21 protein-coding genes and 1 pseudogene are annotated in these 25,608 nt (G+C 32.8%); 13 read left to right on the top strand and 9 right to left on the bottom strand.

The genetic code is table 11. The features are described from left to right. Window positions 1–17 precede the first annotated feature (17 nt). On the top strand, window positions 18–1,256 hold the full coding sequence (locus tag AC23L6_RS11420) for a T9SS type A sorting domain-containing protein (RefSeq protein WP_487562523.1): 1,239 nt from the start codon (window positions 18–20) through the stop codon (window positions 1,254–1,256). Window positions 1,257–1,363: 107 nt separating this feature from the next. On the opposite strand, the gene lysA is transcribed toward AC23L6_RS11420, so the two are convergent. After that, window positions 1,364–2,590: a diaminopimelate decarboxylase gene (gene lysA, locus AC23L6_RS11425; RefSeq protein ID WP_487562522.1), complete on the bottom strand. Its 1,227-nt coding sequence runs from the start codon at window positions 2,588–2,590 to the stop codon at window positions 1,364–1,366. Window positions 2,591–3,006: 416 nt separating this feature from the next. Here lysA and AC23L6_RS11430 point away from each other — a divergent pair, with 416 nt between their 5' ends. Together AC23L6_RS11430 and AC23L6_RS11435 are read left to right on the top strand one after the other, a co-directional pair. Continuing rightward, complete coding sequence (locus AC23L6_RS11430; protein WP_487562521.1) at window positions 3,007–3,153, top strand: hypothetical protein; 147 nt, start codon at window positions 3,007–3,009, stop codon at window positions 3,151–3,153. After that, on the top strand, window positions 3,137–3,631 hold the full coding sequence (locus tag AC23L6_RS11435; protein ID WP_487562520.1) for a DUF6169 family protein: 495 nt from the start codon (window positions 3,137–3,139) through the stop codon (window positions 3,629–3,631). Before AC23L6_RS11430 ends, AC23L6_RS11435 begins: the two co-directional genes overlap by 17 nt. A 154-nt stretch (window positions 3,632–3,785) precedes the next feature. On the opposite strand, the gene AC23L6_RS11440 is transcribed toward AC23L6_RS11435, so the two are convergent. After that, the gene (locus AC23L6_RS11440) at window positions 3,786–4,310 is read right to left on the bottom strand and encodes a hypothetical protein (protein ID WP_487562519.1); all 525 of its coding nucleotides are present in this window, start codon (window positions 4,308–4,310) and stop codon (window positions 3,786–3,788) included. 170 nt (window positions 4,311–4,480) lie between these two features. Then, window positions 4,481–4,858, bottom strand: coding sequence for a hypothetical protein (locus AC23L6_RS11445; RefSeq protein ID WP_487565534.1), 378 nt, complete (start codon window positions 4,856–4,858; stop codon window positions 4,481–4,483). A gap of 377 nt (window positions 4,859–5,235) precedes the next feature. On the opposite strand from AC23L6_RS11445, the gene AC23L6_RS11450 reads away from it, so the two are divergent. The 5 genes and pseudogenes from AC23L6_RS11450 to AC23L6_RS11470 all read left to right on the top strand — a co-directional run bounded on the left by AC23L6_RS11450 (window position 5,236) and on the right by AC23L6_RS11470 (window position 12,238). Next, window positions 5,236–7,143 (top strand): hypothetical protein, encoded by a 1,908-nt coding sequence (locus AC23L6_RS11450; protein ID WP_487562517.1) that lies wholly within the window; start codon window positions 5,236–5,238, stop codon window positions 7,141–7,143. A 215-nt stretch (window positions 7,144–7,358) separates the two neighbouring features. Beyond that, window positions 7,359–10,283, top strand: a pseudogene (locus AC23L6_RS11455) (class I SAM-dependent DNA methyltransferase). 251 nt (window positions 10,284–10,534) lie between these two features. Then, entirely contained in the window at window positions 10,535–11,092 is a 558-nt protein-coding gene (fic, locus tag AC23L6_RS11460; RefSeq protein ID WP_487562516.1) for a protein adenylyltransferase Fic, read from the top strand. Between the two features lie 346 nt (window positions 11,093–11,438). Further along, complete coding sequence (locus AC23L6_RS11465) at window positions 11,439–11,606, top strand: hypothetical protein (RefSeq protein WP_487562515.1); 168 nt, start codon at window positions 11,439–11,441, stop codon at window positions 11,604–11,606. A gap of 23 nt (window positions 11,607–11,629) precedes the next feature. Next, entirely contained in the window at window positions 11,630–12,238 is a 609-nt protein-coding gene (locus AC23L6_RS11470; RefSeq protein ID WP_487562514.1) for a hypothetical protein, read from the top strand. A 188-nt stretch (window positions 12,239–12,426) separates the two neighbouring features. Here AC23L6_RS11470 and AC23L6_RS11475 read toward each other — a convergent pair whose 3' ends face one another. Both AC23L6_RS11475 and gltB read right to left on the bottom strand, forming a co-directional pair. After that, the gene (locus AC23L6_RS11475; protein ID WP_487562513.1) at window positions 12,427–13,881 is read right to left on the bottom strand and encodes a glutamate synthase subunit beta; all 1,455 of its coding nucleotides are present in this window, start codon (window positions 13,879–13,881) and stop codon (window positions 12,427–12,429) included. A 2-nt stretch (window positions 13,882–13,883) separates the two neighbouring features. Then, complete coding sequence (gene gltB / locus AC23L6_RS11480; RefSeq protein WP_487562512.1) at window positions 13,884–18,404, bottom strand: glutamate synthase large subunit; 4,521 nt, start codon at window positions 18,402–18,404, stop codon at window positions 13,884–13,886. Between the two features lie 360 nt (window positions 18,405–18,764). Between gltB and sucC the strand changes: the two genes are divergently transcribed. From sucC to AC23L6_RS11495, 3 genes are all read left to right on the top strand, one after another. Then, complete coding sequence (gene sucC / locus AC23L6_RS11485) at window positions 18,765–19,958, top strand: ADP-forming succinate--CoA ligase subunit beta (RefSeq protein ID WP_487562511.1); 1,194 nt, start codon at window positions 18,765–18,767, stop codon at window positions 19,956–19,958. Between the two features lie 134 nt (window positions 19,959–20,092). Then, window positions 20,093–21,457 carry a hypothetical protein gene (locus AC23L6_RS11490; protein ID WP_487562510.1) on the top strand — a complete coding sequence of 455 codons (1,365 nt, stop codon included), beginning with the start codon at window positions 20,093–20,095 and terminating at the stop codon, window positions 21,455–21,457. Next, complete coding sequence (locus AC23L6_RS11495; protein WP_487562509.1) at window positions 21,454–22,410, top strand: glycosyltransferase family 2 protein; 957 nt, start codon at window positions 21,454–21,456, stop codon at window positions 22,408–22,410. Before AC23L6_RS11490 ends, AC23L6_RS11495 begins: the two co-directional genes overlap by 4 nt. A gap of 20 nt (window positions 22,411–22,430) precedes the next feature. Here AC23L6_RS11495 and AC23L6_RS11500 read toward each other — a convergent pair whose 3' ends face one another. Continuing rightward, window positions 22,431–22,883 carry a DUF1456 family protein gene (locus AC23L6_RS11500; RefSeq protein ID WP_487562508.1) on the bottom strand — a complete coding sequence of 151 codons (453 nt, stop codon included), beginning with the start codon at window positions 22,881–22,883 and terminating at the stop codon, window positions 22,431–22,433. 65 nt (window positions 22,884–22,948) lie between these two features. Then, window positions 22,949–23,755, bottom strand: coding sequence for an alpha/beta hydrolase (locus tag AC23L6_RS11505; RefSeq protein WP_487562507.1), 807 nt, complete (start codon window positions 23,753–23,755; stop codon window positions 22,949–22,951). Window positions 23,756–23,812: 57 nt separating this feature from the next. On the opposite strand from AC23L6_RS11505, the gene AC23L6_RS11510 reads away from it, so the two are divergent. Together AC23L6_RS11510 and AC23L6_RS11515 are read left to right on the top strand one after the other, a co-directional pair. Continuing rightward, window positions 23,813–24,214, top strand: coding sequence for a tellurite resistance TerB family protein (locus AC23L6_RS11510; RefSeq protein WP_487562506.1), 402 nt, complete (start codon window positions 23,813–23,815; stop codon window positions 24,212–24,214). Window positions 24,215–24,392: 178 nt separating this feature from the next. Next, complete coding sequence (locus AC23L6_RS11515) at window positions 24,393–24,827, top strand: Hsp20/alpha crystallin family protein (RefSeq protein WP_487562505.1); 435 nt, start codon at window positions 24,393–24,395, stop codon at window positions 24,825–24,827. 185 nt (window positions 24,828–25,012) lie between these two features. On the opposite strand, the gene AC23L6_RS11520 is transcribed toward AC23L6_RS11515, so the two are convergent. Together AC23L6_RS11520 and AC23L6_RS11525 are read right to left on the bottom strand one after the other, a co-directional pair. After that, window positions 25,013–25,363 (bottom strand): DUF5615 family PIN-like protein, encoded by a 351-nt coding sequence (locus tag AC23L6_RS11520; protein WP_487562504.1) that lies wholly within the window; start codon window positions 25,361–25,363, stop codon window positions 25,013–25,015. After that, entirely contained in the window at window positions 25,363–25,593 is a 231-nt protein-coding gene (locus AC23L6_RS11525) for a DUF433 domain-containing protein (RefSeq protein WP_487562503.1), read from the bottom strand. Before AC23L6_RS11525 ends, AC23L6_RS11520 begins: the two co-directional genes overlap by 1 nt. Window positions 25,594–25,608: the final 15 nt, after the last annotated feature.

The raw sequence follows: 25,608 nt of genomic DNA on the forward strand, positions 1-25,608 counted from the left end.
CTTCAATTCATTTCTTCATGAAAAAAATCGTAGTAGGTATCCTTTGTGTGCAATTCCAAATTACATTCGCCCAAAGTTGGCCTTCAGTGAGTTGGTCGTCGGCAGTCAATTTAACAAATATCTTGGGCTCATCTGCAGTTACAGATTTCAGTGGTTTGCATTGGAATCCTATTAACAATCGTTTGTATGGCGTTCAAGATAACGGAGTTGTAAGAGTTTTGCAATTAGACATCAATACGAATTGTTTTTCACAAATTGCGAGTAGGAGTATTTCTGGTGGTCCAGAGGGTATTACACAGGCAAATCTTTATGCAAATGAGTTTTATACTGTTGATGAAACTAATTATGAAATTAGACGCTATACCCATTCTTCTACTTTTTCAAATATATCTCTGTACAAACATTGGAATTTACTAGCTTTTCCCTCGCCAATGCAAGACACGGGAAATACAGGCCCAGAAGGTATAGTATTTATTCCTGATGCTATTTTGAGTTCTGCAGGATTTATAAGTGAACAAACGGGACAACTGTACACCTCCGTAAAAGGATTAGGCGGATTATTTTTTATAGCCAGTCAAGACGGAGGATTTATTTGGGTATATGATATTAATCCCAATTCTAATGATGATTTCGCATACATTGGTAAATACAGAACAAACAGAACAGAGAGTTGTGATTTATCTCTTGATAGAAGTACTGGTTTACTCTACATTTTGCATAATCTGTCAGGAAATAACAAATTAGAAGTTACTGATTTGTCAACTACTAGTGTTGATGGAAATGAAAGAAAGTTTATTGTTAAAAATGAATATTTTGTTTCTAATCCTGGAGATACAAATGATAACATTGAGGGTTTTGCCATCACATCAAAGTGCTCTAATCCTGATAGTGTTAGTGCGTGGCTTTGTAGAGACGTAAAAAGTAGTGAAAGTACAGCAATTCAACAAGACGTTTTGAGGTGGTTTAATCCATTTGTTGCTGACGGAAGTTGTACACCTCTAGCCACATCAGAGTTCAGTTCTAGTACCCTACAAATTCATCCTAATCCAGCCAATGATTTCATTGTTATTTCATCCGAGAAAACTACAATTTTGACAATTGAAATAAGCAATAGTTTAGGACAAAAAGTGATAAAAAAAGAAAATATAACCAATGTATCGGCACAAATTGATATTTCAAAATTACAATCAGGAATTTATTTTATAGAGGTTAATCACGGAGAAGGGATTACCAAAACTAAGTTTTTGAAGAATTAAAGTGCAAAGAATTATAGAACAGAACTAATTGATTTCCAAATCAAAAATCCCAAAACTAAGTGCTTTGGGATTTTTTGTTTGTTGTGTTTGTTTTGTTTAGTTAGGTGTTATGATAGTAATGCTTCTACTTCTGTGGGCAACATAATTTGGTTCTTTAATAAATCTTCGAATGTTTCACGTTCGCGAATTAAAATACCTTTTCCGTCTTTCCATAAAACTTCGGCAGGTTTGTATCTGGAATTGTAGTTGGATGACATGGAGAAGCAATAGGCTCCTGCGTTTCTAAAACAAAGTACATCTCCTTCATTGATTTCAGCAATTCTGCGATTGTTGGCAAAGGTGTCTGTTTCGCATATATAGCCTACTACGGTATAGAAACGCTCTTTCCCTTTAGGATTGGAGATGTTTTCTATATGGTGTTGAGAACCGTAAAACATTGGTCGTATCAAATGATTGAATCCACTATCAATACCTGCGAATACCGTTGAGGTGGTTTGTTTTACTACATTCACTTTTGCTAAAAAGAAGCCTGCTTCACTCACCAAAAATTTACCTGGTTCGAAAGCTAATGTCAATTCACGACCGTATTCTTTTTCAAAGGCAAGGAATCTTTTAGATAATTTTTTTCCTAGTTCTTCAATGTCAGTTTCAATGTCTCCTTTTTTGTAGGGAACTTTAAAACCACTTCCAAAATCAAGAAAATCCAAAGTTTTGAAATTTTTAGCAGCATCAAAAAGAATTTCAGCAGCATAAAGGAAAACTTCTATATCTAAAATATCAGAACCAGTATGCATGTGAATACCATTGATATGCATTTTAGTATTTTCTACTATGCGAAGAATGTGTGGCATTTGGTGTATCGAAATACCAAATTTACTGTCAATATGACCCACAGAAATGTTGGAGTTTCCACCCGCCATAACATGTGGATTGATGCGGATACAAACTGGAATATTAGGATGTTTTGTTCCAAAATGTTCCAATACAGAAAGGTTATCAATGTTGATTTGTACACCCAATTGTGCAACTTCCTCTAATTCTTCAAAGGAAACACCGTTTGGGGTATATATTATTTGTTGTGGTTGAAAACCTGCATGCAAGCCCAATTGTACTTCTTGAATAGAAACGGTATCTAAATTGGATCCCATTTGTTTCAACAATTGTAAGATGGCCAAATTGGATAAGGCTTTTACGGCATAGTTAATTCTCAAACGTTCTACTTTTGAGAATGCTCCTTTTAAACGAAGGTATTGTGATTGTATTTTTTCGGCATCATACACATATAGAGGGCTACCGAATTGTTCTGCTAATTGTACTAAATCTTTGGGTTGCATTTCGCTTATTTTTTTTGCAAATCTATTGTAGAAAACTGTTACATCAAAGAAAATAATGAAAACTAACAAAATGTAACATTGTGTTATATATATAACAATTAATTTTTAAGTTTACTACTAATAGTGAAGAGAAAGAATGTGGTTGTTGCTATTTAGTAAGAAATAATAACACAAATTAGGCATACAAGGCTGTGTATCCACATTTAATTATTATTTACAAACGACTTTAAACGGTTGTAAGTAATTATATAAGAAACATTCGTAAATAAATAATTTAGATGTGATTTTTCAGGAACATTTGGCTTTTATGAAGATATTGATAAGCATAAAAATAATTACCTTTATACAGAATCTACTGATGTTAAAATAATTGACTACCATATTGATTAATATTGAGAAAGTTATATATTTGCAGTATGAAAAAAAGCATCACAAAAGAATCAGTAATGAAATCTATAACCAAAATGGTTGCAGATAAAGCTATTGTTCGTTCTTTTTTGAAAGGAAACACTACTATTGAAACAGTAACTCAAAAAGGTATTAAGTTTGCTAAACCTTTATAACTACACTTTTAACGAAGTTACAAGCACTTACAATTTTACTACTAAAAACAATATCGAATATAAAGTTGTATTTATAATTGATGAAACTCTTGATTCTGTATCTGAAGATACTATTGAAAATGTATATCAAGTAATTATTGAAAAAGTTAGTGACACTATTGAACCTTTTGATAGTGCGGTAGCGAGAACAATTGACGACATAATTAAATCTTTCTTTGAAAATGCTCAAAATTCTTTAATTTATATTTGTTCAGAAGATGAAGAAAAGGCAGAAATTAGATTTAATGTATTTGATAGATGGTATTTAAATAGCACTTTCAATGAATTTGTAACTAAAATTGATAATGTTATTAATTGTGAAGCTAATGGAGAAGTTTACTTACTTTATACTTCTTTATTATACCATAATGACAACCCAAATATTGAATATGTTCTCACTGCATACAATAGTATTGAAGAAGTTTTAAATTCAAAATAAAAACCACGACTAATAGTTATTTCAAACCCAATAGTGGTTAACAATCCGTTCCCATAAAGTTAAACAATCAAAGACAACGCAAAATAAAAAGGATTGCTATAAAAGATTTACTAATTATTTCAGGCACGAAAACTATCTAGACAGCATACAACTACTAGTTCAAAATCCCTTCCCAATACTGAATTTGAGCGGCTAATCCCGCTTTTTTTTCTTCCAATTTTTGAATCGCCAATCTTGTTTCGCCAAGATCAAAGGTACTTCTGCGGGACAGTAAGCTACACCAAGATAGTAGGTTTTCTGAATTTTGTAAAGGAACAGGAAGGTATTTTGGATACTGTTCTGAAAGATGCAACCGTTGGAGTAATCGGGTTTCTTTTTGTTTGAGTTGATCTAATGCTAAATTGTTTTTTTGTGCAACAACCCGCAATTCCCGTAAGGCTTTTGTCTTTTGGGTTTCTAAAAGTATGCGGTTCTTGGTTTCCCATTTTGAATAAGTAGTTTTTAACTCTTCCGCATTTTGTTGCTGCTGATAGAGTTCTAATCCTGAGATATAACCAGAATACTCAGTAGGAATAGTACTTTGTCTAGCAAACCAAGAATATAAGGTTTGTTCCGGAACAAGAATCAAGTCTTTCAAATCAGCTACCCGAATACCTAAAAGTGATAGTAAATGGTTCATAGTAATTAAAATTTTCAGTCCCACTTTTTTATATCAATCGATGCTACTTTTCAATTGCATAATTTTATTATGCATAATTTATTTTTTATGAGTTGAAGAATTATGCAATTCAAGTCTAAAAAAAACACCAGAAAAATGGGCTGGTGTTTAAAAATTATTGGAGCTACTGCCTACAACGCTGCTTTTCTCAGTTCTAAGGCTTCTTTGAAACGGGTAAAATACAACAGGAGCAATTGTGCTTCGCCAGTATCTGTGTTTTTATCTACTAACGAAAGTGCACTTAGCGTTTCCGATTTGCGGAAATTTAATCGTCGCAAACTGGCTCTCGCACTATCGAGGTCGATGGCTACATTTTCGTGTGCTCGTGTGCCGGGTGTTAAGGCGGCAAGTTCTGTTTCTTTTGAGGTTACAATCGCTTGCACTTCGGCGATTTCTAGGTCTAAATTTTCGCTGCGGTACACCGATTTGTCCGATTGCAACTCGCGGCTTCCTAATTTTACTTCAAATCCTTTGATTTGAAGTGCTTGTTCCTCTAGCAGTTGATCCACTTCTGCTACTGTTGTCAAAGTGTCTACTTTGAAATCAAAATTGGCTAAGGTAAAATCCATGGTAATTCAATTTAATGGGTTAAAAACTTTAATAATAACAGCCATTCAAAAAATTTATTTTGCTAGTAGTGTACATTTATAGAATATTTAACATGGGTGACTTATAGTTGGCGTATTCTGATAATAGGATATGTTTTGCGTATGCAAAGAGGGTTTCGAAGATTTGGAAGATTTTTATATATATTTGTACAGCTATAAAGCGAAACAAACCCTCGATCTAAGCAGTTTAGAGAGTATATAACTAGGTTTCTTTCGCATAGATCAAGTTCTAGCAATTTTAGAAATCTAACAAAAATATATAATCAAAATAGCTGAAAATGTCGGATGATTTAAGAAGGGTTGTTTATTATTCTAATGATGATTTAAGTAGTGGAATAAATTTAGAAAATGCAGAAAAAATAATTCAATTATTTGATAAAAATAATTCTTTTTCAATAAATGATTTACTAGAATTATATAACATTCAATTATACTTTAAAAATAATCTTCGCTTACCTACTTGGTCTGATGAACAATACCAAAAATATAAAACTATAGTAAGCGGGTTTTGGGAGTTAATAAAAAACTTTTTTTTATCAATTGAAAACTCAAATTTCACTCAAGTTTTTACAGAAATAAATTTCCAGTATACCCATAATTTTTGGGAATTATTCAACAAATTAAATATATTTAAAAAAATTGATTCTAGTTTAATATCAACTTTATTGACTTCTAAAAAATATATATTCCAAGAAGTTTTGTATAACGAGCAATTAGTAAATTACTATTCAAAGGTAATTCTAGAGCATTTTGAAAAAAATCCCGAAACTGCCGAAATAATTTTATCTTACTACGAGGAAATTTCATTACGAGAAAAGAAAAAAATTTACATACCTAAAATCTTTTCTTTAGATAAAATTGAAATATTGATCAACCGCTATATTTCACTCTCGGAACCGAACTTAAATTACATTAATCTTATCATAAATTCTCAAAATTTAAAACTTGATTATAAAACTAAATTTCGAGCTTCTAAAAAAGAACGTGAAATTACAAAATCATTTTTCAAGAAAAACAATGGAATATCATATGGTATTGAAATTGGAATTTCTGGAGAACAATTAGAGCCTAAATCATTAAAATACAATGAAGAAAACAATAGATTAAGTTACATTTATAGTGAAAATTATCTTGATGAAACAAGAGATTTTTTTTCGATATTCAAAAACTTCACTTACTTATTTGAATATGTCAACTTTCAAGGTTGTATGAATTTAGTGCAACGAAATTGCGAGATGGACGCTATGGATATGATTTTTATGCGTTCTAAAGCAGAATATCTAAAATATATAAAATTTAATCAAAAAGAGCTTCTCTCTAATGGACAATTTGCTATATATAAGTACTATTTAAAAAATAATAATATTGACATTGAAGATGTTATTTCTTTTGTAGTATTAGAGACACTACAAAAAGTCTATGGAATTGGAGGACTAAAAATATCACTTCCCTCAAAAGAAACTGAATTTTTTGAAAAGGTACGTATTCTAGCACCTGAGTTAGAATTTCTACTAAAACAGTATAATGCATTTATAGAAGATGGAGAGATAGATTTTGAATTATTACGGTTTAACTCATCTCCTATCTATTTCAGCAAACTAAAAAGCAGAGTAGAGATTAAATATGTATATGCTAAAGGCGAAAATATTTATCGCATAAAAAATTGTTTGTTTTCGACACAATCATCTTTAACTTATATTGAACCATTTAAGAATAAATACAATAATCTGTATGAACTCCTTTTAAAAGAAAATGTCACTTATGATTTATTTGAAGGTTTTCAACAACGAGAAATTGATTATCTATTAGAGAAAAAAATCATTTTTTTTGATATCGAAAACTTTATTAGAGTAGATCGAATTATGTCTCTTATTTTTAGTTCATTTCATTATCAAGAGGTTATTAGTTTTTGGCACTTCCCTTTGGAAATAAGAAATATTTTAATTGATTTTGAAAAGCAGAATGAAGTAATATTTGAAAATTGTTTGTTTACTCGAGAAGAAATTCGCTATTTAAACTATAATTTAAATAAAAAAGAATTTTCCAACGGTTTAGATTTACGCAATAAATATATTCACGGCTCAAACTCTGAATCAAAAGATGTTCAAGAAAATGATTACAATATACTTTTGAAAATTTTGATATTAATTCTTCTAAAAATTGAAGACGATATATTAATAAGTTAAAGAGAAAACTAAAAGCAAAAACTGCTTTAACAATCGCTACAAGCAATTTGGGTATTAGGCTTAATTTAAAATTGGTGTTGTATTTGGTAAGATTTGGCAAATCCGAAAATAGGGCTTAATTTAGTACCAAACTCGCTTCTAGTGTCAGATTATAAGCGCAAGCCTAGTGAACCACAAAACAATCATCGAAAGACTGACAAAACATAGAAAAAAGAATGGCATTGAGTTGGAACGAAATAAAAGATAGAGCATTAAAATTCTCAAAAGAATGGGCGGACACTTCAAACGAAGAAGCTGATGCAAAGCCATTTTTAGTTGAGTTTTTTAATGTTTTTGGTATTAGTAGTAAACGTGTTTCGACCTTTGAACACAGAGTGAAAAAACTGGACGACAAAGACGGTTACATTGACTTGCTTTGGAAAGGCACCATTTTAATTGAAATGAAAAGTCGGGGCAAAAACCTTGATAGAGCTTACCAACAAGCTATTGATTACACCCACGGACTTAAACAACACGAATTACCTAAATACATTCTCATTTCTGACTTTGAAAACTTTCGGCTTTACGACCTTGAAGAAGATAAGACCGTAGAGTTTAAATTGAATGACCTTGTAAATAATGTTCAGCATTTTGGTTACATTTTAGGGTATCAAAAAAAGGTTTACAATGAACAAGACCCTGCCAACATAAAAGCGGCAGAGTTAATGGGTAAACTGCATGACAGATTGGAAGAAATAGGCTACACAGGACATCCCTTAGAAGTTTACTTGGTTCGTATTCTGTTTTTATTGTTTGCCGAAGACACAACCATTTTCAATAAACAACAATTTCAAGACTATTTAGAACAACGAACAGCCGAAGACGGAAGCGACCTCGCAGCAAAATTGCAAGAATTGTTTCAAGTTTTAAACACAGCAAAAGAGAATCGTTTTAAAAATCTTGACGAGCAATTGGCTGACTTTCCGTATGTGAACTGAAAATTGTTTGAAGAGAACTTGCCAACGGCAAGTTTCGACACCAAAATGCGACAAGCCTTGTTAGACTGTTGTTACATTGATTGGAGTAAAATTTCACCTGCAATTTTCGGTTCAATGTTCCAAAGTGTAATGAACCCAAAAGAACGCAGAAACTTGGGAGCGCATTACACCAGTGAAACCAATATTTTAAAATTGATCAAACCGCTTTTCTTAGATGAACTTTGGAAGGAATTTGAAAGCATCAAAGACAATAAAAACAAACTTCCTGAATTTCATAAAAAAGTAAGCACTCTCAAATTCCTTGACCCTGCTTGTGGTTGTGGTAACTTCCTTGTAATTACTTACAGAGAATTGCGTTTGTTGGAAATAGAAATTTTGAGAGCCTCCTACAAAGGTGGACAACAAGTAATGGACGTTAGCAATATCATTTGGCTTGACGTTGATATGATGTGCGGGATTGAATATGAGGAATTTCCTGCCCGAATTGCCGAAGTGGCAATGTGGCTTATCGACCACCAAATGAATATGCAAATTAGCAATGAGTTTGGGCAGTACTTTGTTCGCTTGCCATTAAAAAAAGCAGCTAAGATTGTTCACGGAGATGCATTAAAAATAGATTGGCAAAGTCTATTAAATCCAGTAAATGAGATAAATGTAGTTGCCAAACACGCCAATATTTATTTAGTTGAAGAGCCTCTTGAAGAATATAAAACAGTAAATGTTCAAACAGAAACATTTGAAATACACAAAGGCATAAAACCTAAAGAAAAACAAGAAATAAAATTTGATTTCATCTTAGGCAATCCACCTTTCATTGGTTCAAAAATTATGAGCCAAAACCAAAGAGATTCGGTTGTTAAAGAATTTGATAATATTCAAGGTAGTGGTGTTTTAGACTATGTAACTGCTTGGTATATTAAAGCGGCAAAATACATTCAAGGAACTAAAACTAAAGTTGCTTTCGTTTCTACAAATTCAATTGTTCAAGGCGAACAAACGAGCATACTTTGGGGTCAAATGCTTAATAAATACAAAATCAAAATTCATTTTGCACATCGAACCTTTAAATGGAGCAATGAAGCAAAAGGAAATGCAGCAGTTTATTGTGTGATAATTGGCTTTGCTAATTTCGACACTAATAATAAAAGTATTTTTGAATATGAAGATATTAAAGGCGAAGCACACGAAATAAAAGCAAAAAATATCAATCCGTATTTAGTTGATGCAAAAGATATTTTGATAAACAAAAGTTCTAATCCTATTTGTAACGTTCCGAAAATGAGTTTTGGAAATATGCCATTAGACGGAGGGCATTTGTTATTGACTGACGATGAAAAAAATGAATTGATTATAAGAGAACCACAAGCAGAAAAATTTATTAATTCTTTAATTTCAGCATACGAATTTCTTAATGGTTATAAACGTTGGTGCTTATGGCTTGTAGATGCTCAACCTAATGAGCTAAAGCAAATGCCAGAAGTTCTTAAAAGAATAGAATATGTAAAAAAGTTTCGTCTAAATAGCGTGGCGCCTTCTACGCAAAAGTTTGCTGAAACTCCAATGCTATTTCGTGATAGAAATCAACCAGACACATATATTTTGATTCCAAGCACAACTTCTGAAAACAGAAAATATATCCCTATAGGATTTTTTAGTAAGAAAGATATTGCAAATAATAGTTGTCATATTGTTCCTAATGGTAACTTATTCCATTTTGGGATTTTAATGTCTGTAATGCATATGGCTTGGATAAGAACTGTATGTGGTAGGCTTAAAAGTGATTTCAGATATTCAAAAGATATTGTTTATAATAATTTCCCTTGGCCAGACAATCCAACCGACAAACAAGTTAAAGCCATAGAAAAAGCCGCAGAAAAAGTCCTTGAAGTAAGAAATCAATTCCCGAGCAGTTCTCTTGCAGAATTATATGGTTCTTTAACAATGCCAGCAGAATTAACAAAAGCACATAATGAATTAGACAAAGTCGTTGACTTGGCGTATCGTTCACAACCGTTTACAAGCGACGCCAACAGAATGGAGTTTTTATTTGAACTCTACGAAAAATATACGGCAGATTTGTTTACAAAAGAGAAACTGAAAAAGCAAAAAAGACAGCTTGACAATGACGACAAACGCACGGGCTTAAAGAATGACAGTACTTAACAATTTTTACTGTTGCACAACCTCAATAAAAAACTGTCCCGAAGCTTCGGGATAAAAATAGTCCTAAAAAGTGACCTCTTTAAAAGCGATTTAATTGTTTAGAAGGCTGTGAGTTTTTATACAGTCTGACGTTACCTGCAAGCGTATGACACCTGATAAACAATGACATTTAGTTAAAAAAAGGAGCCGAAATTTTAATCAAATAACAAATATTTAGAGTATTTTTGAATTTGAATAACAGTTAGTTTCTTATGAAAAGTATTGATGGAAAAAGTATAGAAAATGCCTTTCGCTTGTTCGAATCTAATGACATTGAAAAAATCGAAATTGGAACCACAAAGGGTTTATTACAAATACATCATTACCTATTTAATGGATTGTATGATTTTGCTGGAAAGATTCGAACAGTGAATATCTCTAAAGGCGGATTTAGATTTGCAAATGCTCTCTATTTAAATGAAATTTTAATTAAGATTGAACAAATGCCAGAAAACAGTTTTGAAGAAATAATCTCAAAATATGTTGAAATGAATATCGCTCATCCATTTATGGAAGGGAATGGCAGAACTATGAGAATATGGCTTGATTTGATTCTAAAATCAAGACTGAAAAAATTAGTTAATTGGCAGTTTGTAGATAAAACACTTTATTTACAAGCTATGGAAAGAAGTCCGATCAATGATTTGGAATTACGAACTCTATTAGGACAAAACTTATCAGACGAGATTGAAAATAGAGAAGTCATCTTCAAAGGGATAGAGCAATCATATTATTATGAAGGTTATAAGAAAGAAGATGATGAAGAATAAATTGCTATTAAAAAACGCCTGCTGGTAACAGCCGTAGCTGTTACACAATCTCTTCAAAAAACTGTCCCGAAGTATAGGGACTTTTAAAGGAGGTTTGTTTTTTTAGTTCATGCTCAAAATCATGAATTTTTCGAGGTTAATAAATGCGTTTTTTATGTTATATGGTTTTTAAAAAAGTAGTATTCTTACTATTTTCATTGATAACTATTGCTTTAAAACATTTTGCTATATTTGTTCATAGGGCTGTGAGGTTTTTTTTATAGTCTGACGTTAGGAGAAAGCTTTTTAGAAACTTTTTCGTAGATAGGAAAAGATTAATATATTTGTAAAAAAAAAAACATCAGTTATGGAAAATCAAATTAAGCTATTGACATCGCTCGCGAAAAAAATTAAAGCCGAAAAGAAAGATAAAAAAACTGTTGTTGTAACTCTTCAGTCTGCAAAGATTTTAACCAAGTCAGAAAATTTTACTGGAAATTTCAGTAATTTGAATAGACTTGTTTCTTCTAAATAATGTATAGCAGTAGGCCAAATTTAATGATTGGCTTCCACGGTTGTGATGAAACTGTACGTGATGCACTAATAACAAAACCTAATGTTGTTAACAAAAGTCAGGAAATATTTGACTGGCTTGGTCACGGATTTTATGTTTGGGAAAATAATTATGAAAGAGCCTTAAAATGGGCTCAATATAAACAATCAAGAGGTAAAATCAAAACTGCATCGGTAGTAGGAATTGTTTATCAATTAGATTACTGCTTAGATTTTACAGATTCTCAATACACTGAAATACTTTCCGAATATTATGAGTTAATGAAAGATGATTTACTGGTAGCAGGAAAGAAAATACCCGAAAATAGAGACTTGCCTAAAGACCAACACAATGATAAAATACTCCGTGAACTAGATTGTGCCGTAATTGAATATCTTCATCAAAAAATAGATGAAGCAATAAAGCAAGATTTGTCAACAAAAAGTTATAGTGAGTTAAGACAGTTTGATACTGTTAGAGGTGTATTTACTGAAGGTGGACCAGCATTTGATGGTGCAGGTATTCAATTAAAAAATCATATTCAAATTTGTATTAGAAACTTGAACTGCATAAAAGGTTTTTTTATTCCGCGCAAGAAAGTGAGATTTCCATAGAAGCCTTCAACTAACAGCTGTAGCTGTTACACAACCTCAATAAAAACTGTCCCGATACTTCGGGATAAAAATGGTTATAACAAAGCTCTTATAAAGAGATTTAAATTTTAGTTCACGGTAGTGTTGTTTTACTAACAAAAAGCCTCTAAAATCACTTTTAGAGGCTTTTAAATTCAATATAATTTTATTTACAAACTTGGTAAATCTCCATTTCCTTTTGTTGGTAAATTTGAAGACCCCATCAAATACAAATCTACTTGTCTTGCCGCCTCGCGACCTTCAGAAATGGCCCAAACAATCAAGGATTGTCCTCTACGCATATCTCCAGCGGTAAAGATGTTAGGAACATTGGTTTGATAATTATTTGCTTTGTAATTGTTTCTGGCATCTATTTCAAGACCTAATTGTTCGCTTAAAGTTTTTTCTGGTCCAGTAAATCCAAGCGCTAGAAGTGCCAATTCGCAAGGCCAAATTTTTTCAGTCCCTGGTTTTTCTATCAATTCAGGTCTTTGACCAGGTTTCATTTTCCATTCTACTTCAACTGTTTTTAAGCCAGTAAGTTCCCCTTTTTCATTAGCAATAAACTCTTTAGTATTAATCAGCCAATTTCTATCGCAACCTTCTTCGTGTGAAGAAGAGGTTTTGAGTTGTAAAGGCCAAAAAGGCCAAGGAGTGGTCTCACTTCTTCCAACTGGTGGTTTTGGCAAAATTTCAAAATTAGTAACCGATTTAGCACCATGTCTGTTTGAAGTCCCAACACAGTCTGAACCTGTATCACCACCACCAATAACAATTACGTTTTTGCCAGTTGCTTTTACTTGATTGTCGATTTTTTCTCCGTATAAAACTTTTGTTTGTTGCGAAAGGAAATCCATAGCTTGAACTACACCTTTGCTTTCTATACCCTTGGTAGGCAAACTTCTTCTTTCAGTTGCTCCACCACATAATACAATAGAATCAAAGGCTTTTAATTCGTCAACGCTAAAGTTTACACCAACATTTACATTTGTTTTAAAAGTGATTCCTTCTGCTTCCAGAATAGCAATACGTCTGTCTATGATGGCTTTTTCCAATTTAAAATTAGGAATTCCATAGCGCAATAATCCTCCAATAGCATTATCTCTTTCAAAAACAGTAACAGTATGTCCTGCACGATTCAGTTGTTGTGCAGCAGCCAAACCAGCTGGTCCTGAGCCTACAACAGCTACAGTTTTTCCAGTTCGAGTTTGCGGAGGCTGTGGTTTTATCCAACCTTCGGCAAAACCTCTTTCAATAATGCTTTTTTCGATATTTTCGATAGCTACAGGTTCGGCAATAATACCCAATACACATGATTTTTCGCATGGAGCAGGGCATAAGCGACCAGTAAACTCAGGGAAATTATTTGTCGATTGTAATATTTCTAAAGCACTTTGCCATTCTTCCTGATGCACCATATCATTGAAGTCAGGGATTAAATTCCCTAGAGGGCATCCACTATGGCAAAATGGAATTCCACAATCCATGCATCGGGAACCTTGTTCCTTTATTTTATCTTTTGATAATGGAATTGTAAATTCATTATAATTTTTGACACGTTCTACAACTGCAACATTTTCTTCGTCAGTTCTAGTATATTCTTTAAATCCACCTATCTTTCCCATAACTATTGTGCTATAAGTTCTTCTATTTGCTTTTCTTCTGCTAATCGTTTCAATGCTTTTTTGTAATCTGTTGGCATTACTTTTATGAAATGTTTCAGATTATTGTCCCAGTCAGCTAAAATTCTTTTTGCCAAAGGACTATTGGTATACATAGAATGATTTTTTACTAAACGTTTTAATTTAGTGATGTCTTCTTCTTCTAATGGATCAAAAGCAACCATTTCCATGTTACACAATGTTGCATCGAATTTTTTATCAACGTCATATATATAGGCAACACCACCACTCATACCAGCAGCGAAATTTCTTCCTGTTTTTCCAAGTATTACGACAGTACCTCCAGTCATGTATTCACATCCATGGTCGCCTACACCTTCTACAACAGCAGTTGCTCCAGAATTTCTAACACAAAAACGTTCACCAGCCATACCATTGATATAAGCCTCTCCAGTGATAGCACCATAAAGAGCAACGTTACCAATGATGATGTTTTCTTCAGGTTTGAAAGTGGCTGTTGGAGGAACTTTTATAATCAATTTTCCACCAGAAAGTCCTTTTCCTAGATAGTCATTACAATTACCATGAATTTTAAATGACAAACCATTAGTAGCAAAAGCTCCAAAACTTTGACCTGCAGAACCTTCAAAGTCCACCAAAATGGTGTCTTCTGGAAGTCCCTGGTCTCCATATATTTTTGAAATCTCATTACTCAAAATAGCACCTACGGAACGGTCTGTATTTTTGATTTTAAAAGTAACTCTCGTTCTTTCTTTTCTGTAGATTGAAGGTATTGCTGCTTTAATAATATCAAAATCAAGTACATTTTCTAAGGCATGATCCTGAGTTGTTGTGTTGTGATTAGGAACGGTTTTGGCTTTCTCAGGTTTGTATAAAATAGTAGATAAGTCTAATCCATTAGCTTTGTAGTGTTCGATAGCTTTATTTACATTCAATTTTTGAGATTGACCTACCATTTCTTTCAAGGTTCTGAATCCTAACTGCGCCATAATTCCTCTTAGTTCTTCTGCAATAAAATACATAAAGTTGATTACGTGTTCAGGTGTTCCCTTAAAGTTCTTTCTTAATTCAGGATCTTGAGTTGCGATACCAACTGGGCAAGTATTTAAGTGACAAGCTCTCATCATGATGCAACCTGATGCCACCAATGGAGCTGTTGCAAAACCAAATTCTTCAGCACCTAATAAAGCTGCAATAGCTACGTCACGACCTGTTTTTAGCTGTCCGTCACACTCTAGTACTACGCGACTTCTTAAGTCATTTAAGATTAAGGTTTGCTGTGCTTCAGCAAGTCCCAATTCCCATGGAATTCCAGTATGTTGTAAAGAAGTTAGTGGTGCGGCACCTGTTCCACCATCATATCCTGAAATCAGAATAACATCTGCTTTTGCTTTTGCTACTCCGGCTGCAATGGTTCCAACTCCAACTTCTGAAACTAATTTTACATTAATTCGAGCTTCACGATTGGCATTTTTTAAATCAAATATCAATTGAGATAAATCTTCAATGGAATAAATATCGTGGTGTGGTGGAGGCGAAATTAATCCAACATAAGGTGTTGAATTTCTCGTATCTGCAATCCAAGGCACTACTTTTTCTCCCGGAAGCTGACCACCTTCACCAGGTTTAGCTCCTTGAGCCATTTTGATTTGTATTTCTTTGGCATTGGTCAGGTAATTGATGGAAACTCCAAATCGACCTGATGCTACTTGTTTGATAGCACTGTTTCTTGAGTCTCCATTTAATTCTTTTTGGAAACGTCTTTTGTCTTCACCGCCTTCTCCAGAATTACTTTTGCCACCTATTCGGTTCATAGCAATAGCTAAATTTTCATGCGCTTCTTGACTTATAGAGCCATAGGACATAGCTCCTGTTTTGAATTTTTTTACAATTTCTGTCCATGGTTCTACCTCGTCAATAGAAATTGGATCTAGATTATTAAATTCAAATAATCCTCTGATAGTCATTAAGTTTCTACTCTGATTATTAACCATATCAGAGTATTCTTTATAACTTTCAGGACTGTTCAATCGAACGGCTTGTTGTAATTTTGAAATTGTGGTTGGATTAAACATGTGTTTTTCTCCATTTCGTCTCCATCTGTAAATTCCACCGATTTCTAGAGGCAATAAACTAGCCACTTTTGCATTCGGAAATGCTTTTTGATGTCTTTTCTTTACTTCTTTTTCAATTTCCATCAAACCGATTCCTTCAATACGGGATGGAGTGTATGGGAAATATTTGGATGTAAAAGTTTTGTTCAAACCTAAAATCTCGAATATTTGTGCAGCTCTGTAAGAATGTAAGGTAGAGATACCAATTTTATTCATGATTTTAATAATTCCTTTGGCTATCGCTTTATTGAAATTTTTAATAGCATAATCTGCATTCACATTGGTTATAAAGCCTTGGTTTACTTGGTCGTAAATGATTTCGTTAACCATATAAGGATTTATAGCGCTAGCTCCGTATCCAAAGAGTAAGGCAAAATGATGCGGCTCTCTTGGTTCAGCAGATTCAATTATAATTCCAAATTTTGAACGCGCTTTTAAAATATTTAAAGAATGGTGTATGTAAGAACAGGCTAACAACATCGGAATTGGCGCCATTTTTTCGCTGACACCTCTATCAGAAAGAATAACGATATTACAGCCTTCTTCAGAAACGGCTTTGAAAGTAGCTTGTACACATTTTTCAAGTGCACGTTCCAAACCATTCACCCCTTTCTTAATTTCGTATAATGTAGAAATAGTAACTGATTTAAAATCAGCGTGATTGATATTTCTTATTTTATCTAAATCTTCATTAGAAATTACGGGGTTTTGAATTTTTAACTTTTTGCAATGCTCGGGAACAATATCAAAAATGTTATAATCACCTCCGATTGCCAAACTTATATCTGTAATTATTTCTTCACGAATACCATCTAGAGGCGGGTTAGTAACCTGCGCAAATAATTGTTTGAAATAATTATACAATAGTTGAGGTTGATCTGATAGAACTGCTAAAGGTGTATCATTACCCATGGAACTTATCGCCTCTGCACCACCTGAACCCATAGGGTCAATGATTGTTTTTAAATCTTCGATAGTGTAACCAAATAAACGTTGTCTGGTTTCAAAATCCACATTTTCTGTTGGAATTGCATTATCGGTGTAAGGTATCTTAGCCAATTGCAAAAGGTTTTCATCCAACCATTTTTTGTAAGGGCGTTTGGTGACAACTGAATTTTTTACTTCATCATCTTCTATAATTCGTCCTTCATTCATATCAACCAAGAACATCTTTCCAGGTTCAAGTCTACCATGTTGAACCACATCTTCTGGATTGACATCCAAAACTCCAATTTCAGAAGACATAATTACAAAACCACTTTTGGTAAGTGTATATCTTGAAGGGCGTAAACCGTTTCTATCCAATAAGGCTCCAATAACATTTCCATCAGTAAAAGGAATAGAAGCAGGGCCATCCCAAGGTTCCATAATACAAGCATTGTATTCATAGAACGCTTTTTTGTCTTCGGACATGGTTTGATGCTTTTCCCAAGCTTCAGGCACGACCATCATCATTGCTTCTGGTAAAGATCGACCTGTCATTAACAACAACTCAACCACCATATCCATAGAAGCTGAATCAGATTTACCTTCAAGTACGATTGGAAATAATTTTTTGATATCATCACCAAAAACATCACTCTTCATCAATTCTTCTCTAGCACGCATTCTGTTGATGTTACCACGAAGTGTATTGATTTCTCCATTGTGACACATGTATCTAAAAGGCTGTGCTAATTCCCAAGAAGGGAAAGTATTTGTAGAGAATCGTTGATGTACAAGAGCTAATCTAGTGACTAAATCAGTATCCAATAAATCAGTATAGTATCTGCTAATGTCTTCTGGCATTAACAATCCTTTATATATTATAGTAGTAGTAGAAAAACTAGAAAAATAGAAGCGGTGACTTTCAGAAATTCGAGACTTGATAACCTCTTGTTCTGCAATTTTTCTTGCAGCAAACATTTTAGCATTAAACTGTTGTTCAGTAAGGTCTAATCCGTTTTTGCCAACAAAAACTTGTTTAATTGTAGGCTCTTTTTCAGCTGCAATTTGTCCTAAATTAGAAACATCGACAGGAACATCTCTCCATCCTAAAAGTTGTAAATTTTGATTTTTCAGCGCCGTTTCAAAAGCAGTTTTACAAAAATCGATTTGATTTTTTGCTTTTGGTAAAAAAACCATTCCTACACCATATTCTCTCGGTTCAGGTAGTTCGAAATCACAAACTTTTTTAAAAAAATCATGAGGGATATCAAAAAGAATTCCTGCACCATCTCCCGTTCTCCCGTCAGAGCTAACAGCACCACGATGCTCTAATTTTATTAAGATATCAAGTGCTTTGTGAATAATATCATTAGACTTAATTCCATTCAAATTGCAAATAAAACCTGCACCACAGTTATCGTGTTCAAATTCTGGCAAATAAAGGCCTTGTTCTTCTATTTTCATTCGTAATAATTTTTTACAAAATTAAAGATTTCATAACATATAATGAATTTTAAAGTCTTAAATGGTCTATTTTTGCAATAATGACAATATTGACCGTCAAAAAAAATGATAATGATAGTTTAGCGAGCTTGAATTGCTTAATTGATAAAAAATAATAACAAAAAGATACTTGAAACATATAATTTTATCATGTATTGATTCAATTAAAGAAATTTAACAAATTAGTGAATATTTTTTATATTACTAATTTCTGTATTCGTTACTCAATAAATTTACTTCATAATAAATGGAAAAATAATTTCTGTTAATCTTAAATTTCTTATTTTTGTGGCACTTTAAAAAAAGTCAAAAATTTCAAACATGGATATACACGAATACCAAGGAAAAGAAATATTAGCCAGCTACGGTGTTAAAGTTCAAAGAGGTTATGTTGCCAATAACTCTATTGAAGCAATTGCTGCTGCAAAAAAATTAACTGCAGAAACAGGTACAGGATGGCACGTTATTAAAGCACAAGTTCATGCTGGTGGAAGAGGAAAAGGTGGAGGAGTAAAACTAGCCAAGAATTTACAACAAGTGGAAGAATTAGCGGAGCAAATTATTGGAATGCAATTGATTACGCCACAAACTTCTGCTGAAGGGAAAAAAGTGCACAAGGTGCTTGTAGCAGAGGATGTGTATTATCCAGGTGAGAGTGAGACTTCTGAATTCTACATGTCTGTTCTTTTAAACAGAAGCAGAGGACGTAACATGATTATGTATTCTACTGAAGGAGGAATGGATATTGAAGAAGTGGCTGAGCATACTCCTCATTTAATTTTTACGGAAGAAATTGACCCTACTACAGGTCTTTTAGGTTTTCAAGCCAGAAGAATTGCTTTCAATCTGGGATTATCTGGGAACGCATTCAAAGAAATGACACAATTTGTGACTGCTTTGTATGATGCCTACATAGGTTCGGATGCTTCAATGTTTGAAATTAATCCTGTTTTGAAAACATCGGATAATAAAATTATAGCTGTTGACGCCAAAGTAAATTTAGATGATAATGCCTTATACAGACATCCTAAATTAGCAGAGATGAGAGATGTTCGCGAAGAGAATCCAATTGAAGTTGAAGCAAAGGAAGCAGGCTTGAATTATGTAGACCTTGACGGAACCGTTGGTTGTATGGTAAATGGGGCTGGATTGGCTATGGCAACTATGGATTTAATAAAATATGCTGGTTTTGAACCTGCAAATTTCTTAGACGTAGGTGGAACTGCTGATGCAAAACGTGTGGAATTGGCCTTCCGTATCATTTTGAAAGATCCTAACGTAAAGGCGATTTTAATCAATATTTTTGGAGGAATTGTTCGCTGTGACAGAGTAGCGCAAGGAGTTGTTGATGCTTACAAAAATATGGGTGACGCCATTAAGGTGCCTATCATTGTCCGTTTACAAGGTACAAATGCAGAAATTGCTAAAGAATTAATAGACAATTCGGGAATGCCAATTTTATCAGCTGTTGAGTTTCAAGAAGCAGCAGACCAAGTTAAAGTGGCTTTAAAGTAAAAGTGATCATAAATAATGAAAAAATCCTGAATGAAAATTCAGGATTTTTTGTTTTTGAGATTGTAATGCACTCGAGTCGTTGCTAGTGATTTTTTATTATTTTTAGCAATTATTAAAACGTTTAAGAAAATTAAATGAATAAAATTGATTTTTCAACGAAGAGAATTACTATCTCGATTATACTTATCTCATCATTAATGATGTTGATTGTTTTGAATTTACCTTTTAAGGCTAAACCTTTGGGAGATATTACTTTTCATGAGGAATCAAAAAATTTAGCATTATTTATCAAAGGAAAAGTTCCCTTAGACAAAGTAGCGATTACAGCAGCTCCAGGACCAATTATTTTTTATACACCAGCTTATTTATTGGCGCCTTCAGATGCTACCGACAATCAATTATGGAAATATGGTGTTGTTTTTACGTCTATTATCATTACAATCAGTTTGCTTCTTGTTTTTAGAATTGGGAGCAGTTTTTTTTCTAAAGAGATAGGTTTTTTAAGTATTTTACTTTTTTTTATTTTTCCGATACATTGTTATTATTCTTTAGGAATATTAGCAGAAGCTCCTGCTTTTTTTTCTTTGACGCTAGCAATTTATGGTTGGACTATTGCTTACGCTGAACCACAAAAAAAAGGCGGTTGGATTATCATGACACTCGGAATTTTATTCCTGATTTTAAACAGACCAAACACCATGTTACTTTTGGGTTTAGGTTGTATTGTGATTTTGTATTCTTTTTTTAGAAATAAATCCTTTTTCACAGAATACGGTAAAAAAATGGGAATGGCCTTTATTAGCGTAGCCATTTTAGGTTTTTGTATTTTACAGTTGGCAAAAAATACAACTGCTAATACATTGGATAGTAGTCAGGATAAGCTCTTGTATTATGTAATTCATGAAGGAAGATTTCAATTTCGAGAAGAACCTTTAGATTTTCGTTATTGGAGTACTTCAACACGATCAGATAGTAAAGATTTTATTAATTGGAAGAAAAGTATTCAAGATTTATCATCAGTTGTTAAAACCACAAATCATTCTTTCAATGAAGTTTACAGAGAATTTTTAATTGAAGATGCATTGAACCATCCGATTTGGTTTACGAGACAATTTTTTATAAAATGCGGATATGGACAACTTTATTTCATCAACAGTATAGTGCCTGAAAAATTTAATATGGGACCGTTTAAAGGGGCTCTAGGGTATTGGAGTTTTATGTTTATAATTAATGCGGTTAATTTGATTATTTTAGCGGGAGCATTAATTTTTGTATTCAAAGAAAAAGATTTAATTCGCTATTGGATTTTTTGGGGAATAGTACTTTCGTTACTTGTTTTTCATGGGTTTACCTATATGGAACCTCGGTATATTTTCCCTTCAAGAGTAGCTTTATATTTAATGAGTGCTGCTGGCTTGTATCGGATTAATTGGGTAAAAAAAAATGTAAACAAAATGGCAGCTTTTATATTTCCTATTTCAAATTCGCTTGTATCATGAATCTGAGTTTACAACCAAGAATCGGAATAATTTCACCTTGCTATAATGAAGAGCAAGTTTTGAATGAAACTATCAATCAACTTCAGGATGTAATAGTTGATTTGATAGAAAAAGGTGCTATTTCAAATCAAAGTTTTGTAGCCTTAGTAGACGATGGAAGTAAAGATAGTACATGGAAAATCATTGAAGAGAGGGCTCATCAAAACAAATACATAAAAGGACTAAAATTAGCAGGAAATGTAGGTCATCAGAAAGCCTTGTTAGCGGGTTTACTCACTTTTAATGACGATGCTGATGCATTAATTTCAATTGATGCTGATTTGCAGGATGATATTAGTATAATTGAAGGCATGATTGAGAAATACAAATCGGGTGTAGATATTGTTTATGGAGTAAGAAAAGCAAGAATTTCTGATACTTTTTTTAAAAGAAATACAGCATTGTTTTTTTATTTTTTAATGAAAAAAATGAAAACTAATGTTATTGATAATCACGCCGATTACAGATTATGTAGCAATAGAGTTATTAAAGCATTATCTGATTTCAGTGAGGTTAATTTGTTTCTCAGAGGTATCATTCCGTCAATGGGTTTCAATAAAGAAATCATTTATTATGACAGATTAGAACGTTTTGCAGGAGAATCCAAATACCCGTTACGTAAGATGCTTTCTTTTGCTTGGAATGGGATTACCTCATTCAGTAATTATCCTCTAAAATTAGTAAGCGCAATAGGTTTTATTATCTTTTTTGTTTGTTTACTTTTGAGTGGATATGCTATTGCAGCAATTTATACAGGCGATGTAGTACCAGGTTGGCTGTCAACGGTTTTGCCTATGTATTTCTTGGGAGGTATTCAGTTGTTTTGTTTCGGAATCATTGGCGAATACATCGGAAAAATATACTCAGAAGTAAAGCAACGACCGCGCTATATTATTGATAAAAGAATTGACTAAATAAAAATCCTGAATTAAATTCAGGATTTTTTATTTTTTCCGTTATTGAATTTTACTTTTTCTACCACCTGAATTTTAGGAGCTGTTTTTTTGTTTTTTGAATTCGAAGTCATTTTACCTTTGCTCCGTTCGGCTGCGCCTTGGGTCTTTTTAAACTCCGCTTTTGGTTTTTCAGACGATAAAGATTTTTTGAATTCTTTTGGTTTTGCTTCCGCTCTATGAATTGCGATTATATCATTTGGATTTTTGGGATTTTCTTTTGTGCCACGTAAATGTATGACCAAACCATTCAAGAAATTACGCAATACTTGGTCACCACATTCCATATAATTGGGATGGTCTTGATTACGAAAAAAGTTTCCAATTTCGCCTTTAGACATTCTGAAATCTACTAATTCTAGAATTTCTATTATTTGATCGTCACGAAGCATTAAAGCTACTCGAAGTTTTTTGAATATATCGTTGTTGTTCATAATCAGTTTATTGTTTTGAGTTTGTTGTTTGTGCTTGCAACTATAAGCTACAAACTTTTCAACATTTACAATAGCCAAAGATACGCTTTTACAAAACCATCTCGCCACAATTTTTCATTATGTTGCCCGCCTTTGACAATTACTTTTTTATTAAGCTTCATGCAATCACAACGCTTGCTGTTTACAATATGTTCAATGGAGTTGAGGTCAGCAATCATGTCAGCGTCGCCTTCATTATCTCCACACATGAAATAGATTTTGGTTTTTAGTTTTTTCGTATTCTCAGCCAACTCGAAAATTTCTTTTCTATTAATCCAAAAAGCTGGTGAAAAAACTCCTGCTTTTCCAAAAACTTCAGGATATTTCAAAATAGCATAAAAAGCGGTCAATCCGCCAAGGGAACTTCCCATAATAGTTGTGTTTTTTGCATTTGGTTTTGTTCGGTATTTTTTGTCAATTTCAGGTTTTAAGGTTTTGACAATGAACTCCAAATAATTATCTGCTTTTCCGCCACCGTATTTTTCATTTTTGTAAGGTGTTAATTCTTCTAATCTTTTTTCATTGCCATGCTCGATTCCCACAACAATTACTTGGGCGTTTAAGCTATCTAATTTTTCGTCGATATTCCATTCGCCTACATAAGATATTTGTGCGTCAAATAAATTTTGGGCATCATGCATATAAATGACAGGGTATTTTTTAGTTGAGGTTTCATAATTCTTTGGCAAATACAACCAAATTTTCTTTTTGCTGTCTAATTGTGGTGCGTCAATGGTAAAAGTAGACACTTGTTTTGATGCTGTACTTTGTTGCGCATTTATTTTTACAGTTGAAAAAAGTAGTAGAAAAATCAATACAATTTTTTGAATCATAAGGAGAATTTTGAGATGTACTATTAAAATAATATTTTAGCTAAAAATAAGAATTAGATGCATACCCACGAAGATAAAATAAGTTTATTATTAGATATGATTGCATTTTCTGTTGTTGATGGGCGCTTACACCAACGGGAATATGATTTTTTATTAATAGTAGCCTCGGAATTGAAAATCAGCAAAGCTGATTTTGATGATTTATTTCATCAGGAATTACCCAGTAGTAGTATCAAATCTGAATTTGAACGCATCAAACAGTTTTATAGACTAGCACTACTTATGTTATGTGATGGCGTTTTGCATGAACGCGAAAAAACAGCCATTCACGAAATAGGAATTAATATGGGATTAAACCCCTATAACATGAAACGAGTTTTAAAAGCCATGGAAGCGTCTCCAACAACTACAATTTCTGCTGAGTTTTTGTTAAGTGTTTTTCAGGAACAAAACAATTAATTCGGTGTCCTAACTACTGAAAATTAGTCATCCCCAAGCGACCAATTTCATGAAAAAAATGTCAAAATGACTTTTTTGAATCACTTCAACTTGTCAAAATGACTTTTTTATAGCATGGTATACTTTTTGTTTTTTGGTAAACAAATTTGTGAATGTTTAACTTAAAATTTTATTTATCATGAATGTTATAAAAAGAAACAACAATGTTATTTTTCCGTCAATTATTGATGAGATGTTCAAACCAGATTGGTTAGGTGGTGTTCAAAATTTTGGTGCTAACGTGCCTGCAGTTAACATTAAAGAAACAGATACTGTTTTCAGAATTGAAGTAGCAGCTCCAGGAAAGAAAAAAGAAGATTTTAATGTTGAAGTCGACCACAATGTTTTGACAATTTCTTCTGAAGAAAGATCAGAAACTAATGAAAAAGATACTGAGGGGAAATATACTCGCAAGGAGTTTAGCTACAACTCTTTCAGAAGATCTTTTACACTTCCGGAAACTGTGAATTTAGATACCATTAACGCTTCATACGAAGATGGTGTATTGCATGTAACACTGCCTAAAAAAGAAGAAGCTTTGCCAAAACCAAAGCGATTGATAGAAATTGCTTAATAAAAAAAACGCACTTCAAAGTGCGTTTTTTATGCTATTTTATTTTGCAATACTTTAATCTCGTCTCTCAATTTTGCTACTGGTATAAAGTGTAAAGATTTTTTAGTTTAGTACTATATTTCTCATGAATGTGATTTCAATTTTGATTGTTTAATGATTAAAATTTAAATTGAAAAAGATAGTTTTCAGGGAGTTATTACTCTAACATTTTCGTTGCTTACAACAACAAAATTATTTTCAAGTTTTTCTGAATAGTTCAACAGTAGTTTAGATAAAATAGTTATTTTTTGTTTAAAAGTATTTGGGTTGCAACGTAAAAGTATTATGCCTTTGTGCTTTTTTTGATTTTTAAATATCAACTCTCCAAAATCTTTGTCAGAGGTGATTAGGATATAATTTTCGGAATAACATTTCTGCAACAGTTCGTCATCTGAAGCACCTCTAAATTCCTCAAATACTGAAAAAACAGTGTGTTTATTTGATTTTAAGTATTCGGCTACAGATGTTCCAACACATTCATCTACCAAAAAGCGCATCAGGAAGCAATTTTATCTAAGTCGAAAGTAGCAGTTTTTTCCAATATATTTTCAGCATATTGCAAACAAGCCAAAATTTGCTGTTTTTCAAGCCCTTTATATTCAACAAGAATTTCTGCTATACTTATGTCTTGAGAAAGTAAAGATATAATATGTTCAACAGTAATTCGTGTACCTTTTATAACTGGTTTGCCGAGCATTATTTTAGGATTTATTTCTATAAGTTCCATAAGTTTGTATTTATG

Source organism: Flavobacterium sp. R1_16 (genome assembly GCF_057652095.1).